Source organism: Bacillus daqingensis (assembly GCF_042654445.1).
GTDB lineage: Bacteria > Bacillota > Bacilli > Bacillales > Salisediminibacteriaceae > Alkalicoccus > Alkalicoccus luteus.
Genome location: NZ_JBHSGK010000011.1, coordinates 201,041 through 219,217, shown reverse-complemented (window position 1 = coordinate 219,217; position 18,177 = coordinate 201,041). Strand labels below are relative to the sequence as shown.

Below are 18,177 nucleotides of genomic sequence, written 5' to 3'. Positions count from 1 at the left end.
TTTCATGATGCGAGACCACTCATGAGTTATTATTCTGTCCAGTCCAGCGATTCAAGGAACGCGTAGATGTCTTCATGCAGCTGGTCTCGTTCTTTATCGAGTGTAATAACGTGGCCTGATTCTTCGTACCACTTCAGTTCTTTATGGTCTGTTTCCACCGTTTCATAGATGATGTTGGCGCTGTTGATGTCAATCATCTGGTCCTTCTTGCCCTGCGCAACAAATGTCGGCGTATAAATCTGATCGAGATTATCTTTTACTTCTTTGTTCAAGCCTCTCAGCTTGCTGATTGTTTCTGTCTGCGTCCCGTCAAATGCCTTCATTTCTGCTTCTACTTCTTCTTCCGGCTTCTGCTCGTTTCGCTTGTACTTGCGTGCATATTCCTCCACGCCCTTGTACATTTTTTCGTCACTTTGTATTTCCACTGGTGAACACATCGTAAAAATACCTTTTAACGGCACCGTATAGCCGAGCTTTAAGGAGTAAACGCCTCCGAGAGACAGCCCGCCCGCCACGATTTCTTCGTAGCCGTCGTCTTTCAGCTTTTGATAAGCTGCCTGTACATCCTTCCACCAGTCTTCCGGTCCGGATTTAACCAGCTCTTCGGGAGGCACGCCGTGTCCTGTCATATGCGGCGCGTAGCACGTATAGCCCCGTTTATTCAGGTAGCGGCCGAGCATGCGGGTGTCCGCTGAGTTGCCGGTAAAGCCGTGCAGCAGCAGCACCGCCCTCGGTCCGCCTTTAAACGTGAATGGTTTCGGTTGAGCGATCTTCATCATCTGTCTTTCTACTCCTTTTGTCTTCCGTTCCTGCAAGCTCAGGATTGTTCAGGAAATGGCCGAGCTTGTTTAAAAATGCCTCTTTTTGATCGCCAAACCAGATATAGTGCTTAGCATCCTCAAAAAAGAATATTTCCTTATCTTCTGAACGGATATTTTCATAAATATAGTCAGCACTTCTTGCCGGTACGAGCCCGTCCTTCTCTCCTTGGACGATGAGCGTCGGCACTGTAATATCAGCCAGCGCATGGCGCAGCTTTTTGACAAGACGTGCAAATTCCAGTGTAGCTGTTGCCGGGGTCCGCTTTATTTTATTGCGGTAAAAATGGTATATGTCGTTTCCGTCAAGTTCTCCCTTTATGCCTTCCATGACCCATCCTTTTACATCCTCCGCGATTTGACGCGGATTTAAGTAAAAGACGGCAGAAGAGACGAGCACAAGCTTATCGATCGGATAATGAGCCGCCAGGTAGCCTGCAATCACACCGCCCATGGAAAAACCAATGACATACACTTTGTCACACCGGTTCATCAGTTCCTCCAATGCTACCTTGGCTTTGTAAATCCACTCGCGGTGGTCCGCTTCTTTCAAGCCGTTTTTGGTCCCGTCGTGGCCTGGGAGTTCAGGGGTGTATACGAGCCAGTTGTTCTGCCTCATGTAATGTTGTATATCTTCAACTTCTTTTGGTGTTCCAGTAAATCCATGGATAATCAGACAGCCTATCATGATGCGTCACCTTCCCGGGTTCGTCTTTTCCTGCTGTTATGAGCAGTTATTCCCGAAAAAAGGCTCTGTTAACCCGGGCCCCACAAAAAAAGAGGCCGTCCGGTTCAATTCCGGAACAGCCTCTGTCCTTGCGTTTACATAAAATAACCGAGCCAGAGAGCAAACACGAAGAAAAGAATACCAAGCACAACCGTTGCACGGCTGAGCACTGCTTCCAGTCCTCTTGCTTTCTGCTTGCCGACCATCTGCTCGGCACCGCCTGAGATAGCCCCTGAAAGACCGGCGCTGCGGCCTGACTGAAGCAGGACGACTGCAATGAGCAGAATCGATGTAATGACTAACGCTACTGACAGAAGTTGTTCCACGGAATACACCCCTTGTTAAACGTACATGAATACCTTGTGAAAATATAACACGAACTGTCGATTCGCGCAAGAGCTTCCCGGAAACTGCCAGTATTCGCTCAACGGAACGATACGGCCCTGCCCGTGGCTGCTGACTCATAAAAAGCATCCACCAGCTGCTGGATATACGTTCCCTGAGAGGCCGGTGCAGGAGCAGCTTTTTTATCGAGTACATCAAGAACATGCGCAAGCTGCCTATCGTAGGCATCCCGTTCTTCCATTTTATCGAGAAAGACCGGTGTTGTATCAAGCAGCGCACCGTATTTCTCCCCGTACATCCGAAATGGTGATGTATCCGCTCCGCCTTCATCACCAAAAAAGGAAACGTTCAGCCGCTCCTCTTCAGCCGTATTCGCCGCATAAGACGTTTCCAGCACGAGTGAGCTGCCGTTCTCAAACCGGATCATGCCGGAGGCGAAGTCCTCGACGCTGAACGTGTGCGGATCCCAGTCACCGAGCAGTCCGACTCCAGGTTTCCTCCCGAGCCGCTGATGCGTCACCCCCATCACTTCCACCGGCGTTTGAAACCCGCTGATGTAGGCAGCAAGGTCCAGCATGTGCACGCCGACATCAATCAGCGGGCCGCCGCCCTGCTTTTCCTTGTCCGTAAACGATCCCCAGCCGGGAATCCCGCGCCGTCTCACCGCCTGCACGTTCATATGATAGATGTCGCCAAGCTCGCCGCTGTCGACCGCTTTTTTTAAGACGATCGTCTCCAGTTGAAACCGGTGATGAAATCCGTACATCAAATGACGCTCCGCGTCTGCCGCAGCTGTTTCCATCAGCGATGCCTCGGCAGCATTCATAGCCGGCGGCTTTTCACAAAACACGTGCACACCTGCTTCAAACGCTCTCCGCACCGACGCCGCATGATACGCATTTGGCACACAGATCAGAACGAGGTCAAGCTGTTCCTTCTCATACATGTCTGCTTCCGACGTGTAGACACCAGGAATATGGAAGCGCTCGGCTGCCTTCTGAGCTGTTTCATGCGTTCGCGATGTGACAGCAGCGATTTCCGCTCTGAAATCCTTCAGCAGCGCTGGAATGTGTGCAGATGTCGCAATCATTCCCGGACCAACAATACCGATACGATAAGTCATGGAGTTCCTCCGTTTCTTTCAGGTGCGGAACCTGAGACAGTCTTTTCAATACCATTCGCTTTATAAGCTGGAAATTCCTCTTTCTAAATGAATATAGGATGGCACATCAATTTGTACAAAAAAAGATGAACGTTTTCTGGAGTAAGTTGAACGTTTTCCCGCCGTAAATCATCATTAGCCAAGTTAATCATTTCAAGTCAAAAGTTGAACACTTTCATTTCACCCAGCCAAGTCCAGCTTTCTGCATATAACACCCATCCCCCTTCAGGCTGCTGACATCCACCAAAAAAACGCCGCCCCAGGTCACTCTGGAGCGGCGTTTTATCTCATACTTATTTGTTCAGGTTGTAGAATGCTGTTTTACCAGCGTATTTGCCAACGTACTGCAGCTCGTCCTCAATGCGGAGAAGCTGATTGTACTTCGCGACGCGGTCTGTACGGGAAGGAGCACCCGTTTTAATCTGACCAGCGTTTGTCGCAACTGCGATGTCCGCGATCGTTGCATCTTCTGTTTCACCGGAACGGTGAGAGATCACGTTCGTGTAGCCTGCGCGCTTTGCCATTTCAATCGCTTCAAACGTTTCAGAAAGCGTACCGATCTGGTTTACTTTGATCAGAATGGAGTTGCCGATGCCTTCTTCAATACCGCGGGAAAGCTTTTCTGTGTTTGTCACGAATAGATCGTCCCCTACGAGCTGGACTTTGTCGCCGAGACGCTCGGTCAGCTTCTTGAAGCCGTCCCAGTCGTTCTCATCCAGTCCATCTTCAATGGAAACGATCGGATACTTATCGCAAAGCTCTGCGTAGAATTCGACCATTTCTTCAGACGTTTTTACAACGCCCTCACCTTTCAGGTTGTATTTGCCGTCCTCGTAAATTTCAGAAGCAGCCACGTCCATAGCTAGCTGAATTTCTTCACCCGGCTTGTATCCTGCCTTTTCAATCGCTTCAATGATCGTAGACAGTGCTTCTTCATTGGAACCGAGGTCAGGAGCAAATCCGCCTTCGTCTCCTACAGCTGTGTTGTAGCCTTTGGAGCTCAGTACTTTCTTCAGGTTGTGGAAGATTTCCGCACCCATCTGCAGCGCTTCGGAGAACGTGCCCGCGCCGACAGGCATGATCATGAATTCCTGAATGTCGACGTTGTTGTCTGCGTGCTCGCCGCCGTTCAGAATGTTCATCATTGGTGTCGGCAGCGTCTTCGCATTGAATCCTCCGAGGTACACGTAAAGTGGTACGCCGAGTGCGTCAGCTGCTGCGTGTGCAGCTGCCATGGATACACCAAGAATCGCGTTTGCGCCAAGCTTCTCTTTGTTTGGCGTGCCGTCAAGGTCGATCATCAGCTGGTCGATGCCAAGCTGATCGAGAACGTCAAAGCCGACCAGTTCCGGAGCGATCTCATCGTTGACGTTGTCGACTGCCTTCGTAACGCCTTTGCCCATCCATGTGTCGCCGCCGTCACGGAGCTCTACTGCTTCGTATTCACCAGTGGACGCACCGCTTGGCACGATTGCACGGCCAAATGCGCCGCTTTCTGTGTGTACTTCTACTTCTACTGTCGGGTTCCCGCGGGAATCGAGAACTTGTCGTGCATATACATCTGTAATAATTGTCATCGTTGCATTCTCTCCTTTTAATTAGATACTGAATGAAGACTTGCTGCCGGCTGCCGCCCTGATCAGGACAAGGTGAAGCAGAGCGTTTCGCCGGCTTGTCAATCACAGCTTACTTTTTAATGAGGCTCTTGCCTGTCATCTCTTCAGGCTGGTCAATTTCAAGCAGTTCGACCATCGTCGGTGCCAAATCGCCAAGAATGCCGTCTTCGCGAAGCGTCACGTTTTTATCCGTCACGATCACCGGCACCGGGTTCGTCGTGTGAGCGGTCATTGGAGATCCGTCTTCCATTTCCAGAACGTCCGCGTTGCCGTGATCGGCGGTGATGATCGTTTTACCGCCTTTTTCTTCGATCAGATCAACAATTTTGCCGAGACACTCATCAACGGCTTCCACTGCCTTGATGGTCGGTTCAAGCTTGCCGGAATGGCCGACCATATCCGGATTGGCAAAATTGAGAATGATCATATCGTGCTTATCGTTGCGGATTTCTTCCAGCAGCGCGTCGGTTACTTCATACGCGCTCATCTCAGGCTGCAGATCGTACGTCGCCACTTTTGGCGAATCGATCAGAATTCTCTCTTCACCGGGATATTCCTTTTCGCGGCCGCCGCTGAAAAAGAACGTCACGTGCGGATACTTTTCTGTTTCCGCAATGCGAAGCTGCTTTAAGCCCGCGTCAGATACCGTTTCTCCGAGCACGTTCTTCATGCTCGTCGGCTTAAATGCAACCTTGCCCTGAATCGATTCGCTGAACTGTGTCAGACAGACATAATGAAGGTTTTTCGGAAAACGTTCGCCGAGATCAAAGTCATCGAAGTCGTTTTTCGTAAACACTTCTGACAGCTGAATCGCACGGTCCGGACGGAAATTGAAGAAAATGATCGCGTCATTATCCTGAATTGTGCCGACCGGCGTTTCGCCGTCTTCTGTAATAACGGACGGAAGGAAGAATTCATCGTGCACTTCTTTTTCGTAGGAAGCGTCAATCGCTTCCTTCGTGCTTGCGAACTTCTCACCTTCCCCATACACCATGGCCCGGTAGCTTTTTTCCACACGGTCCCAGCGCTTATCGCGGTCCATTGCATAGTAGCGGCCCTGAATCGTCGCAAGCTGTCCGGTACCGAGCTCTTTCATTTTATCCTCCAGCTCTTCTAGGTACTGCAGAGCTGTCGTCGGTCCGACATCACGACCGTCCAAAAATGCGTGTACGTACACTTTTTCGACCTTTTCACGATGAGCCATTTCAAGAAGGGCAAACAGATGCTTGATGTGGCTGTGAATCCCGCCGTCAGAAACGAGGCCGTACAAATGCAGGGCCGTTCCGTTTTGCTTGACGTGATCCATTGCTTCCTGGAACTCCTCGTTATCGAAAAAGGAGCCGTCTTCAATCGACAGGTTGACGCGCGTCAGGCTTTGGTACACGACACGGCCTGCACCGATGTTCAAATGTCCAACCTCCGAGTTTCCCATCTGACCTTCGGGAAGACCGACAGCCAGGCCGCTTGCCTGCAAAGTGGCGTGCGGATACGTATTCCAGTAGCGGTCAAAGTTCGGCGTATTTGCCTGGGCGACCGCATTCCCTTTCGTTTCGTCCCGGAGGGCAAAGCCGTCCAGAATGATCAATGCTTTTGGTGCTTTACTCATTTCCAGCCTCCACAAGTTTTAAGAAAGAATCTGCTTCCAGGCTTGCTCCGCCGACTAACGCACCGTCGATATCCTGCTGACCGAGGAGATCTTCGATGTTGGCAGGCTTCACGCTGCCGCCGTACTGAATCTGTACAGCGTCTGCTGTATCAGCAGAAAACGTATTAGACAGAACTTCGCGGATCACGCCGCACGTTTCGTTGGCATCCTCAGATGAAGCCGTTTTGCCTGTTCCGATCGCCCATACCGGTTCGTAGGCGATGACTGTTTTTTGCACGTCCGCTTCGGAAAGACCTTCAAGGGCACCTTTTACCTGGGTCGTCACGACATCGTTCGTCTTGTTGGCTTCGCGTTCCTCAAGCGTTTCTCCGACACAGATGATCGGTGTCAGACCGTGGCTGAGAGCAGCTTTTACCTTTTTGTTGACAGACTCATCCGTTTCGCCGAACATGTCGCGGCGCTCCGAATGCCCAATGACCACGTACTCTACGCCCAGATCCTTAAGTGCTGCCGGGCTTGTTTCTCCGGTATACGCACCGTTGTCTTCAAAGTGCATGTTCTGCGCGGCAATTTTCAGGTCAGTGCCTTGTGCTTCCTGTACGAGTGCATCCAGAAACAGGTCCGGAGAGCAGACGACCGCATCAACTTTAGACGCTGACGGAATGCTGTTCTTTACTTGCTGTACGAATGAAACAGCTTCTGATTTCGTTTTGTTCATTTTCCAGTTTCCTGCAATGATCGGTTTACGCATTGAGACATTCCTCCTGAATTAAGCTTATTTGTCGTTCAGTGCAGCAACGCCAGGCAGTTCTTTTCCTTCAATAAATTCAAGAGAAGCTCCGCCGCCTGTGGACATATGATCCATCTTATCTGCATAGCCAAACTTCTCAACAGCTGCCGCAGAGTCGCCGCCGCCAATCACGGTATACGTATCAGCCGCATCTGCGAGCGCTTCTGCAACACCGATCGTTCCTTTGGCGAATGAATCCAGTTCAAACACACCCATAGGACCATTCCAGATGACAAGCTTTGAATTCTTGATGACATCTGCATACGTTTTAATCGTTTCCGGTCCGATATCGAGTGCTTCCCAGTCTGCCGGAATATCGTCGATGGAAACGACTTTTTTATTCGCATCTTCACCAAAGTCATCCGCTACTGTCACATCCTGCGGCATGTAGAAGTTGACACCCTTCTCTTCTGCCTTTTGCATGAACTGCTTCGCTAGATCAATTTTGTCTTCTTCAAGCAGAGATTTACCGATTTCTTTGCCCTGCGCCTTCACAAACGTATACGCAAGTCCGCCGCCGATGATGAGGTTATCCACTTTGTCAAGCAGATTGTCAATGACACCGATTTTGTCCTTCACCTTTGCGCCGCCGATAATGGCAGTAAACGGCCGTTCCGGTGATTCGAGGGCTTTACCAAGCACGTCGAGCTCTTTTTCCATGAGCAGTCCTGCAACGGATGGCAGATGCTCGGCAATACCTGCGGTAGAAGCGTGCGCACGGTGTGCAGCGCCGAAAGCGTCGTTGACGTAGATGTCTGCAAGCTCTGCAAACTGCTTCGCCAGACCGCCGTCATTCTTTTCTTCTCCAGCTTCAAAACGAACGTTCTCAAGCAGCACGATACCGCCTTCGTCAATGTGCTCCACTGCCTGCTTCGGCTCATCGCCGTATACGGCATCCGTTTTGACTACTTCCCGCTCCAGAAGGTCGCTCAAACGTTTTGCGACTGGGTCCAGGCGCAGCTCTTCTACCGCTTCTCCCTTAGGACGTCCGAGGTGGCTTGCCAGAATCACTTTTGCGCCTTGATCGGCCAGCATTTTAATCGTCGGCAGAGCCGCCCGGATTCGCGTATCGTCCGTCACTTCCCCGTCCTTCATTGGAACGTTAAAGTCCACTCGGCAAAACACACGCTTTCCTTTTACATCGATGTCACGCACAGATTGCTTGTTCATCGCATATAACCTCCTTCAGACTTATGTGACAGGCAGCGTCAAAAAAGCACGTCAGCTTACATTTCGCTGCCTCCGAGAAAAGTCCTGCTTTTCAGCAGCTTTTCTTATGAGTTCCTTTTTAAACACGTTGCCTTTGCGCAACTCTTTCTGACAGAGATTCACGGTCCGGCACCATGTAAAAAGGAGGCAGGACACGGGCCCGCCTCCTAAAGGGTGTTTCAGGATGGTGTTTACTGCATAAGCAGATTAAAGTCCTTTAGATACGATGTACTCAACGAGGTTGATAACCTGCTGAGAGTAGCCTGTTTCGTTATCGTACCAGGAAATTACTTTAACCATGTTGTCTTCCATAACCATTGTGGACAGTCCGTCAACCGTAGATGCATACGTGTTGCCGTTGTAGTCCTTGGATACGAGCGGCTCTTCGCTGTAGCCGAGGATGCCCTTCAGTTCGCCTTCAGCAGCCTCTTTAAATGCGTTGTTAACATCTTCAGCTGTTACGTTCTTGTCCAGCTCTGCTACGAGATCTACAAGAGAAACGTTAGGTGTTGGTACACGCATTGCGCCGCCATTCAGCTTGCCTTTCAGTTCAGGCAGAACGAGTGCTACTGCTTTTGCAGCTCCAGTAGATGTCGGGATGATGCTTTCTGCTGCTGCACGTGCACGACGGTAGTCTTTGTGCGGCAGGTCCAGAATGTTCTGGTCATTCGTGTACGAGTGAACCGTTGTCATCATGCCGCGCTTCAGACCGAACTTGTCATTCAGTACTTTAGCGAATGGCGCCAGGCAGTTCGTTGTGCAGGACGCGTTGGAGATGACGTGATGCTTTTCCGGATCATACTTATCTTCGTTTACACCTACAACGAATGTTGCATCTTCACCTGAAGCAGGTGCAGAGATAACAACTTTCTTAGCGCCAGCTTCAATGTGCTTAGCAGCAGCGTCGCGTGATGTGAAGATACCAGTAGATTCTACTACTACTTCTACACCAAGCTCGCCCCACTTCAGCTGAGCTGGATCCTTTTCAGAGGTAACGATAATTTCCTTGCCGTCAACGACGAGGTTGTCGCCTTTTGCAGAAACGTCGACATCCAGCTTGCCGTGTACGGAATCGTACTGCAGCAGGTGTGCCAGCATGTCAGCGTCTGTCAGGTCGTTTACAGCTACTACTTCCACTTCAGGGCTCTCAAGCGCCTGACGGAATACAACTCGCCCGATACGTCCAAACCCGTTAATACCAATCTTCGTTGCCATGATAAAATTCCTCCTTAAAGTAGGTAAAATATAGTTCAAGGCTTCCCCTTGAAATCCCGTAGTCATCTCCTCCGGTGATCAGCCGCGGTTTAATATCCGCCTTGCTGCTCCTTCATCGGTGACGAGCACCTGTCCAGGCGCCCGCTTCATACAGGCTTCGATCGCATCTGCCTTGGATGAACCGCCGGCCACTGCAATGATTGCAGGGATCGTCGTCAGCTCTTCCAGCTGCAGGCCGATCGTCGTGACTTTATGAACGATTCCGCCGTCTGCGTCAAAATAATAACCGAATGCTTCTGCTACTGCTTTGCCGTCCTCCAGCTTTTTCAATACGTCCGGCGGTGTATCCCGCCGCTCAGCCATCGTCTTTGCGTCTCCGATGCCGTGTACGACCATCGTTGCTGCATGGATCAGCTTCAGCACGGACTGTACATTTGGTTCGCTGATGAGGGAATCGTATGCTTCCTGGCTCAGCTGGTCAGGTACGTGAAGCAGCCGGTACGACCCCATTGCCTTGCGGGCCATCGTGGAGCAGATCGTGTTCGCCTGATTCTCCACTTGCTCACCGAGTCCGCCCCGAGCTGGAACGAACAGTGCTTCTTTTAAGTCTGCATCCGGCACCAGCATTTCGGCAACAGCTGCAATCGATGTACCGCCGGTTACCGCAATCACGTTGTTATCTGGAAGCAGCTTCCGCTTCATTACGCTGACTGCAGAGCGGCCAAGCTCTTTTTTTACCCAGCTGAATTCATCACTGTCGCCGGGAACGACATGTACTTCCTCCACGTTAAGACGCTTTTGAAGCTCTTCTTCCATCGTTCTCGTGTCGAATACTTCTTTCATGACAGCTTCCAGCTGACCGAGCAGCGTCTGACCTTCATCTGTCAGCAGCATTCCGGTGGCATGAAATTCAACAAGGCCCTGATCTTTTAAAAATGTTACCTCGGCACGCAGCACCCGCTCGGACATCTCGAGGCTTGCAGCTAATGTTCGTCTGCCGATTGGCTGCATGAGCCGGATATAACGGAGCACCCTGTAGCGGAGCCCCATGACTTCCACGAGATCAGGAAGCAGTTTTTTCTGCAGATCAAGCAGCATATTCATGCGGATTCTCCTTTTACCCAGACATGCGGGACATATGTAGTCCCTAGTAGACAAATTGTGTCCCACCAAGGTGTAAAAAAATCACCTTTTTGAAAGGCGTAAGAATACTCCCGCTTACGCCTTTATTGTAGCAGTATCCTTTTCCGTGCGCAACTAGGAAGTTTTCATTGCAGCCAGCAGTTCGCCGTAGCTGACCATCCCCTCCTGAAGCACCCTACCGTCTATCGTTTCTATAACCGGTATGCGCAGCTGGTAAACTTCCAGCCATTCATCCCGCTGATAAATATCACGTTTTTCCCAGCTGATATCCGTCTCCTCTGCCGCCATTTCGAGCTTTTCCTCTGCCTCATCACAGAGCGGACAATTTTCTTTTGTATAAAAGTACAGCTTCATGACCGTCCCTCCGATTCTGTTTTATGATTCATACCGCTTCCGCTTTGAAGATGACGGGACGTGCATTTCCTCACGGTACTTAGCGACAGTCCGCCGCTTCAGCTCAATGCCGTGCTCGTCAGCGAGCAGCTGTGACAGTTTTTGATCCGACAACGGTTTTCGCTTATTTTCGCCGTCAATCATTTTCTTCAGATAGATCTTCGCCCTGTCTGCAGACTGATCTGCCCCGCTTTCCGTTACGACACCGGATTTAAAGAAAAATTTTAGCTCATATAACCCCCGCGGTGTCTGTACGTATTTTTTCGTTGCTGCACGAGAGACCGTGGATTCATGAATATCCAGCTTTTCTGCAACAGTCTTCAGCGTCAGCGGCTTCAAGTGTTCCGGCCCGTGTTCCAAAAACGCACGCTGGTGCTCGACAACTGCTTTTGTAACGCGCAGGATCGTGTCCTGACGCTGGGCAATGCTGCGCTGAATCCAGAGAAACTGCTCCTGCTTCTGTTTCAAATAAGACTGGACCTCCTGCTCGTCCTGCCGGTAAAGCTGCTCGTAGCTGCGGTTGATCCGCATAACCGGCAGCGCATCGTTGTTCAGCTGGACAAGCCATTCCCCGTCCTTTAATGTGACCGTTGCATCGGGGGTTATATATTCAGCAGGCTCCTGATAAAAAGCTGCCCCTGGCTTTGGATTCAGCGTTACGATAAAATCGGCTGCTGACTGCACGTCGGCAGCCGTCACGTTTTCATCTTTGGCAATTTGCTTAAACTGCCTTGAAGCCAGCCGGTCCAGATGCCTGTCGACTACCGCCTCTGCGAGTCTGTCACGTACAGGCATCCGCTCGAGCTGAAGCAGCAGACATTCGCGCAGCGAGCCTGCGCCGACACCGGCCGGCTCAAGCGATTGAAGCAAACGAAGGCAAGCCGCAATAAGCTCTTCCGGCTCATTCAGCTCCTCTGCAAACTGCGCAGCATTGCCGGCGAGGTAGCCATTTTCGTCGACATTAAGTGCCAGATACGATGCAGCTGCGTATTCCTTTGCATCCAGCTGCTGCTCCCGCAGCTGACTGAGCAGGTGGTCCTGCAGCCCCTCTTCTCCAGCCGCAACAAAGTCCAGCGCGGAGATTCCAGCATCGTCACTGCTGACAGGCCGGTGAAAATCTTTTTCCGCTTTGCTGACATCAAGTTCGATCAACGGATTTTCCAGCTGCTGTTCCTGTAAATAATCATGAAGGTCCTGCACCGAATACTGCAGCATCGTGATCGCTTGTCGCAGTTCATTCGTCATGACAAGCTTCATGGACTGCTGCTGGATCATACTAAAATCCATGTTCACCGGGCATTCCTCCTTCGCTTTACTCTGCAGTCTATTTTATCATAATCCATCGTGTTTGAGTTTTCCGATGAACGGTAATGGAAAGTAGTGATATACTGAAATGGATGATGACGCGAATTGTTTGACCTTAATTGACCTTAGCGGTAAGATGGGTACATACGGAAGAACAAGCGTCCCGTAGTATCATTATTTTTAAAGGAGGAATTGTAATGAATCTAGTACCTACAGTTATTGAACAAACGAACCGCGGGGAACGCGCATATGATATTTACTCCCGCCTTCTAAAGGACCGTATTATTATGCTCGGTTCCGGGATCGATGATAACGTGGCGAACTCTATCGTAAGTCAGCTGCTGTTCCTGACGGCAGACGATCCGGATAAGGACATTTCGCTTTACATTAACAGCCCGGGCGGATCTATCACGGCCGGAATGGCAATTTACGACACCATGCAGTTCATCAAGCCAAACGTTCAGACAATCTGCATTGGGATGGCTGCATCAATGGGAGCATTCCTGCTTGCTGCAGGCGCGAAAGGCAAGCGCTATGCGCTGCCAAACAGTGAAGTCATGATCCACCAGCCGCTCGGCGGAACGCAGGGACAGGCATCGGACATTGAGATTCACGCGAAGCGTATCGTGCGCATGCGTGAAAAGCTGAATGAAATTCTGGCGGAGCGTACCGGTCAGGATATCAGCACGATCAGCCGTGACACAGACCGCGATAACTTCATGAGCGCTGTTGAAGCTAAAGAATACGGCCTCATTGATGAAGTAATGGACAAATCTCAAAAGGTTTAATGATCATGCTGCTTCCTTAACAGGGGGGGCAGCTTTTTTTTATGGAGAACCATCTCCGCGAAAGCGTGACGTTCTGTCTGAACGCCGACATCACCTTACTCTGCTCGTCAGGAGCTCCGCCTTTATTCGCTTAGGGCGCTTTTTCACGATAACCCGTCCAATGGAACACGTTTTGTTCTCGCAGCAACAAAAAAACCGCCCTGCTGGACGGCTTTTGACTACTCTTCTTTTTCAACAAAGGAGCTGAGGGCGCTGAGGGCTTCTTCTTCATCTGGACCGTCGGCTTTAATCGTAATATCCTTGTTTGCTCCTACGGCAATACTCATAATTCCCATGATGCTTTTTGCGTTCACGTTTTTTCCGTCTTTTTCAATAAAAATATCTGCGTGAAATTTATTTGCTTCCTGCACGAACAGGGCAGCGGGCCTGGCTTGAAGACCTGTCTTTCGTTTTACTGTTACATTTTTTTCGATCATTGGCTGATTCCTCCTTTGATTCATATCGGGATCATTACAAACGCTTACATCGCTGAGTAAGAAAGAAGCGGGGGATTATACTTTTTCCCCCGCACGAAGCTTGTTGGCAAATTCTTCGATCTTGCGAAGCCGGTGATTGATTCCGGACTTGCTGACCGATCCACCCTTCAGCATTTCGCCAAGTTCCTTTAAGGAAATATCCTGATGCTCAATCCGAAGCTCGGCCACTTCTCTCAGCTTATCCGGGAGCGCCTCCAGGCCGATCTCATCGCGGATAAAACGGATGTTTTCGACTTGACGCATGGCGGCTCCTACGGTTTTGTTCAAGTTCGCTGTTTCACAGTTCACTAGCCTGTTCACCGAATTTCGCATGTCCTTCATGATCCGCGTGTCCTCAAATCGCAGCAGCGCCTGATGGGCACCGATCACGTTTAAGAAGTCACTGATTTTCTCTCCTTCTTTCAAATAAAGCACGAAGCCCTTCTTGCGTTCGATCATTTTAGCGGGAAGATAAAACTCCTGCATCAGCTCCATCAGCGAACGGGTATGCTCCTCGTAGAAGGAGAATATCTCCAAATGATAGGAAGCGGTGTCCGGATGATTGACCGATCCTCCGGCTAGAAACGCGCCGCGCAGGTAGGACCGCTTGCAGCACGTTTCACGGATCAGATCCTCGTCGATCGATCGCGTAAAGCTGAACGTTTCATCGACAATTTTCAGCGATTCGAGAAGCCGCCGTGCATCTTTTGAAATACGGACGACGTACACGTTGTTTTTCTTAAGCCGCATCTTTCTGCGGACGAGAAGCTCCACGTGAACCTCGAAAATCTTCTTGAGCAGCGTGTAAATTCGTCTTGCAATTGCTGCATTTTCTGTTTGAATATCAAGTGACATCTGCATGTTGCGAAGCGATACAGCTCCGTTCATGCGAACCAGCGCCGCAAGCTCAGCCTTCGAACAGCACGCGTCGGCCTCAAGCTGGGTTAATTCTTTTTTCGTCTGAGATGCAAATGACATGCTTCATCCCTCCCCTCGGGAAGTCTCTACAGCAGGGATAAAAGCCGCTGGGAGACCTTCATTGCATCATGGCGCAGCAGGCTGCCCGAGATGGTGAGCAGCCTGTCGGAAATGATGGTAACATCCATGTCCTTCAGTCTGTTTTCATCAACAGCGACGTGCGATGCGCCTTCTTCTTTATACTTTTCCGCAAACGTCTCGGGAATTTCCTGTGTATTTAATAATACCGCATCTACTACGTTTGTGCCAACATGAGCATGTATCGCTTCGACATGATCGGCAACCGAATACCCGTCTGTTTCACCTGGCTGCGTCATCACGTTGCAGATGTACACCTTCGGCACGTCCGACCGGATCAATGCTTCCTTCATGCCCGGCACGAGCAGGTTCGGAATAATGCTCGTATACAGACTTCCGGGTCCGAGAACGATCAAATCCGCCTGCTCAATGGCATAAACAGCCTCTGCCATCGGGCGCGGCCACTCCGGCTCCAGGTACACTCGCTTGATCGGCTTGCCGACGGTGGGAATATTTGACTCTCCCCGGCAGACGGTTCCATCTGTGAATTCAGCTACGAGCGTTAAATGCTCATTGGAAGCAGGAATCACTTTCCCTTTCACATTCAGAACCCGGCTGATTTCCTGAACACCCTGGGCAAAGTCTCCTGTAATGCTGCTCATCCCCGCCAGCAGCAGGTTCCCGAGCGAATGGCCGGTAAGCCCAGCGCCGTTGGTGAAGCGATGCTGAAACAATTCTTCTACAAGCGGCTCTACCTCTGACAGTGCTACGAGCACGTTCCGCACATCTCCAGGAGGCGGGATATCAAGTTCTTCCCGCAGTCTGCCTGAGCTGCCGCCGTCATCCGCTACCGTTACAATCGCTGAAATATCAACTGGAAATGTCTTTAGACCGCGAAGAAGCACAGACAAACCGGTGCCTCCCCCGATCACGCAGACGTTCGCCCGTTTCATTTCTCGCGCCGTCCTTTTTCCACGTCGCGGTGCGACACATACGCCTGGTAGTCGAGCTCTGTGAGCCTCTTCTGAAAATACTCCGCCAGCGTAACGGAACGGTGCTTGCCTCCGGTACAGCCGATCGCAATCACGAGCTGGCTCTTTCCTTCCCGCTTATAGTGGGGGAGCATATATTGAAGCAAATCGTCCAGCTTTTCTACGAATTTTTTCGTTTCATCCCACTTGAGTACGTAGTCGGACACTTCTTGATCGAGACCGGTCAGCGGCCGCATATGGTCAATGTAGTGCGGATTCGGCAGAAAACGTACATCGAACACGAGATCTGCATCAATCGGCAGTCCGTGCTTGAATCCGAAAGAAAGCACGTTTACCTGAAACGTATCTTTCTCCTCCGATGAAAATTGCTGCAAAATTCGTTCCCGCAGCTGCAGCGGCTTCAGACCGGTCGTATCGAGAATCACCTGTGCAGCACCTTTTAATTCATCCAGAAGCTCTCGTTCCGCATGAATTCCGGTCAGCGGAGACGACTGTTCAGACAGCGGGTGTGAACGGCGGGTTTCTTTGTAGCGCTTAACGAGTGTTTCATCATCCGCATCCAGGTAAAGAATTTTCGGCGTCACCTTGGATTCTGCGCCGATCCGGTTCATCGTTTCAAACAGCTGATCAAAAAACTCACGGGCGCGCAGGTCAATCACAAGCGCCGCCTTTTGCATTTTTCCCGCTGAACTGTCGACAAGATCAATGAATTTTGGTATCAGCGCAGGGGGAAGGTTGTCGACACAAAAATACCCCATGTCCTCAAAGCTCTGTACAGCGACGGTTTTCCCTGCACCGGACATGCCGGTGATGATGACAAGTTCGAGTTCATTATGTTTAGCCACGTCTTCCATTCCCTTCTGCCTCTAAAGTCGTCTCCCATTCAATTCAAACACTGCTTCCTGCAGCTCCCGGTGATGATTGTAAATCAGCGTGCCATACAAGAGCCCCGGTTCGTTCATAACTGCGCTGACGGCCTTCCGGTCCGCTTCGTCCATCGGAATATCGCTTAATCCCGATACCGGGATCCAATCAAGCTCTCCTTCAGGCGACCGGCTGCGCAGCGTGCCACTGAATCCTTTTGCGTAGAACAGAAACATCGTGCGTTTTTCCACGTAGCTTTCGCCATCGGTCACAAGGTGCGTTAAAATACCGCGCAGCTCCGGACGTCTGATCGTAAGTCCGGTTTCTTCGTATACTTCCCGGGCAGCCGCTTCCGGCGCCAGTTCTTCATGCTCCATTTTACCGCCCGGCACATACCACCAGCCGCGCTTCGGCTTTTTGATCATGAGAAGCCGTCCTTCATACTCAATCATACAATTCGTAATCCGCTGCAACGTCTCCACCTCCGAAACTTCCTAAGCTGTTTCCAGTATACTACAAAATTCGAACGGATTAAAAAGCAATCAGCTGAGCCGGTCCGGCCTCGAAAACAAAAAAAGGGCACGGACTGCGGTCGTCCGTGCCGAAAAACAATATAAAAGGGGGTCAATTACAATCCCTAGTATAACGAATCATTGTTGCACATTGGTTACAGCTCAATTAAAGAGTCATTACGATTTAGACAGACTCTTTTTCCGTTTGCAGCTCTTCCATCAGGTTTTCAATATAATGCTGGGCAGACTGTGCTGCAATACTGCCGTCCCCTGTTGCGGTGACGATCTGGCGGAGCATCTTATCACGGATGTCGCCTGCTGCAAAAATGCCCGGAATGTCAGTCTGCATGTCGCCGTCTGTGACAACGTACCCTTCTTTATTCGTAATGCCGAGATCAATAAACGGTTTGTTCAGGGGCAGCATGCCGATATAGACGAACACGCCGTCCGTTTTATACTCTTTTTCGGACCCGTCTTTTTTATTAATCAGCGTCACACTGCCGACTTTTCCGTTTTCCTCGTGAATTTCTTTTAACACGTGGCTCCAGATAAAGTCGATCTTTTCGTTATTAAAGGCCCGGTCCTGCAGTATTTTCTGTGCCCGCAGCTCGTCGCGGCGGTGCACCACCGTAACCTTGCTCGCAAAACGCGTCAGATAGACGGCTTCTTCAACCGCTGAATCTCCTCCGCCGATAACAAAGAGCTCTTTCTCTTTGAAGAAAGCTCCGTCACATACGGCACAATAGGAAACACCGCGTCCGCCGAGTTCTTCTTCACCCGGCACACCGATTTTTTTATATTCGGCACCAGTAGAAATGATAATGGAACGTGTTTTAATTTCACCGTTTCCGAGAACAATTGTTTTGTACTCGCGTCCATCTTTAATTTCCTGGACATCCCCATACTTGTATTCCGCACCAAACTTTGTTGCATGCTCAAACATTTTGTTTGAAAGATCCGGTCCGAGAATATGATCGTAGCCCGGATAGTTTTCGACTTCTTCTGTATTGGCCATTTGACCTCCAGGCATGCCGCGCTCAAGCATGACAGTGGACAAGTTTGCACGGGACGTATAGACGGCAGCCGTCATACCGGCAGGTCCTGCACCGATAATCACTACATCATAAATGGTTTCTTCACTCATTGTTTCACTCTCCTATACGTAATTAATTCCCCTGGAT

Annotated in this window: 19 protein-coding genes; 1 reads left to right on the top strand and 18 read right to left on the bottom strand. The window is 50.5% G+C overall.

Annotation, left to right across the window (positions count from 1 at the left end; genetic code table 11):
* Positions 1-29: 29 nt before the first annotated feature.
* The 12 genes from ACFO4L_RS10675 to rpoN form a co-directional block, all read right to left on the bottom strand.
* The gene (locus tag ACFO4L_RS10675) at positions 30-776 is read right to left on the bottom strand and encodes an alpha/beta hydrolase (protein ID WP_377909711.1); all 747 of its coding nucleotides are present in this window, start codon (positions 774-776) and stop codon (positions 30-32) included.
* Positions 742-1,506, bottom strand: a complete 765-nt coding sequence (locus ACFO4L_RS10670; RefSeq protein ID WP_377909658.1) for an alpha/beta hydrolase — start codon at positions 1,504-1,506, stop codon at positions 742-744. Before ACFO4L_RS10670 ends, ACFO4L_RS10675 begins: the two co-directional genes overlap by 35 nt.
* Before the next feature lie 134 nt (positions 1,507-1,640).
* Positions 1,641-1,871, bottom strand: a complete 231-nt coding sequence (secG, locus tag ACFO4L_RS10665) for a preprotein translocase subunit SecG (protein ID WP_168005481.1) — start codon at positions 1,869-1,871, stop codon at positions 1,641-1,643.
* Between the two features lie 98 nt (positions 1,872-1,969).
* Complete coding sequence (locus ACFO4L_RS10660; protein ID WP_377909657.1) at positions 1,970-3,013, bottom strand: Gfo/Idh/MocA family protein; 1,044 nt, start codon at positions 3,011-3,013, stop codon at positions 1,970-1,972.
* 332 nt (positions 3,014-3,345) lie between these two features.
* Positions 3,346-4,629: a phosphopyruvate hydratase gene (gene eno, locus ACFO4L_RS10655; protein WP_377909656.1), complete on the bottom strand. Its 1,284-nt coding sequence runs from the start codon at positions 4,627-4,629 to the stop codon at positions 3,346-3,348.
* A gap of 109 nt (positions 4,630-4,738) precedes the next feature.
* Positions 4,739-6,274 (bottom strand): 2,3-bisphosphoglycerate-independent phosphoglycerate mutase, encoded by a 1,536-nt coding sequence (gpmI, locus tag ACFO4L_RS10650; protein WP_377909655.1) that lies wholly within the window; start codon positions 6,272-6,274, stop codon positions 4,739-4,741.
* Positions 6,267-7,025 carry a triose-phosphate isomerase gene (tpiA, locus tag ACFO4L_RS10645; RefSeq protein WP_377909654.1) on the bottom strand — a complete coding sequence of 253 codons (759 nt, stop codon included), beginning with the start codon at positions 7,023-7,025 and terminating at the stop codon, positions 6,267-6,269. Before tpiA ends, gpmI begins: the two co-directional genes overlap by 8 nt.
* Positions 7,026-7,049: 24 nt before the next feature.
* On the bottom strand, positions 7,050-8,234 hold the full coding sequence (locus tag ACFO4L_RS10640) for a phosphoglycerate kinase (protein ID WP_377909653.1): 1,185 nt from the start codon (positions 8,232-8,234) through the stop codon (positions 7,050-7,052).
* A gap of 246 nt (positions 8,235-8,480) precedes the next feature.
* Positions 8,481-9,488: a type I glyceraldehyde-3-phosphate dehydrogenase gene (gap, locus tag ACFO4L_RS10635; RefSeq protein ID WP_377909652.1), complete on the bottom strand. Its 1,008-nt coding sequence runs from the start codon at positions 9,486-9,488 to the stop codon at positions 8,481-8,483.
* Positions 9,489-9,566: 78 nt separating this feature from the next.
* Positions 9,567-10,592 (bottom strand): sugar-binding transcriptional regulator, encoded by a 1,026-nt coding sequence (locus tag ACFO4L_RS10630; protein ID WP_377909651.1) that lies wholly within the window; start codon positions 10,590-10,592, stop codon positions 9,567-9,569.
* A 153-nt stretch (positions 10,593-10,745) separates the two neighbouring features.
* Positions 10,746-10,985 carry a glutaredoxin family protein gene (locus tag ACFO4L_RS10625; protein WP_377909650.1) on the bottom strand — a complete coding sequence of 80 codons (240 nt, stop codon included), beginning with the start codon at positions 10,983-10,985 and terminating at the stop codon, positions 10,746-10,748.
* Positions 10,986-11,006: 21 nt separating this feature from the next.
* Positions 11,007-12,311: an RNA polymerase factor sigma-54 gene (gene rpoN, locus ACFO4L_RS10620; RefSeq protein ID WP_377909710.1), complete on the bottom strand. Its 1,305-nt coding sequence runs from the start codon at positions 12,309-12,311 to the stop codon at positions 11,007-11,009.
* 215 nt (positions 12,312-12,526) lie between these two features.
* Between rpoN and clpP the strand changes: the two genes are divergently transcribed.
* Positions 12,527-13,117, top strand: coding sequence for an ATP-dependent Clp endopeptidase proteolytic subunit ClpP (gene clpP / locus ACFO4L_RS10615; RefSeq protein WP_377909649.1), 591 nt, complete (start codon positions 12,527-12,529; stop codon positions 13,115-13,117).
* Between the two features lie 218 nt (positions 13,118-13,335).
* Here clpP and ACFO4L_RS10610 read toward each other — a convergent pair whose 3' ends face one another.
* From ACFO4L_RS10610 to trxB, 6 genes are all read right to left on the bottom strand, one after another.
* Positions 13,336-13,593 carry an HPr family phosphocarrier protein gene (locus ACFO4L_RS10610; RefSeq protein ID WP_168005468.1) on the bottom strand — a complete coding sequence of 86 codons (258 nt, stop codon included), beginning with the start codon at positions 13,591-13,593 and terminating at the stop codon, positions 13,336-13,338.
* A 75-nt stretch (positions 13,594-13,668) separates the two neighbouring features.
* The gene (gene whiA / locus ACFO4L_RS10605) at positions 13,669-14,610 is read right to left on the bottom strand and encodes a DNA-binding protein WhiA (protein WP_377909648.1); all 942 of its coding nucleotides are present in this window, start codon (positions 14,608-14,610) and stop codon (positions 13,669-13,671) included.
* 26 nt (positions 14,611-14,636) lie between these two features.
* A complete protein-coding gene (locus ACFO4L_RS10600) occupies positions 14,637-15,581 on the bottom strand; it encodes a gluconeogenesis factor YvcK family protein (RefSeq protein WP_377909647.1) in 945 nt (314 codons plus the stop codon).
* A complete protein-coding gene (gene rapZ / locus ACFO4L_RS10595; protein WP_377909646.1) occupies positions 15,578-16,474 on the bottom strand; it encodes an RNase adapter RapZ in 897 nt (298 codons plus the stop codon). The genes ACFO4L_RS10600 and rapZ overlap by 4 nt, the downstream gene beginning before the upstream one ends.
* 12 nt (positions 16,475-16,486) lie before the next feature.
* A complete protein-coding gene (locus tag ACFO4L_RS10590; RefSeq protein WP_377909645.1) occupies positions 16,487-16,966 on the bottom strand; it encodes an NUDIX domain-containing protein in 480 nt (159 codons plus the stop codon).
* Between the two features lie 214 nt (positions 16,967-17,180).
* Positions 17,181-18,140, bottom strand: a complete 960-nt coding sequence (gene trxB, locus ACFO4L_RS10585; RefSeq protein ID WP_377909644.1) for a thioredoxin-disulfide reductase — start codon at positions 18,138-18,140, stop codon at positions 17,181-17,183.
* Positions 18,141-18,177 lie beyond the last annotated feature (37 nt).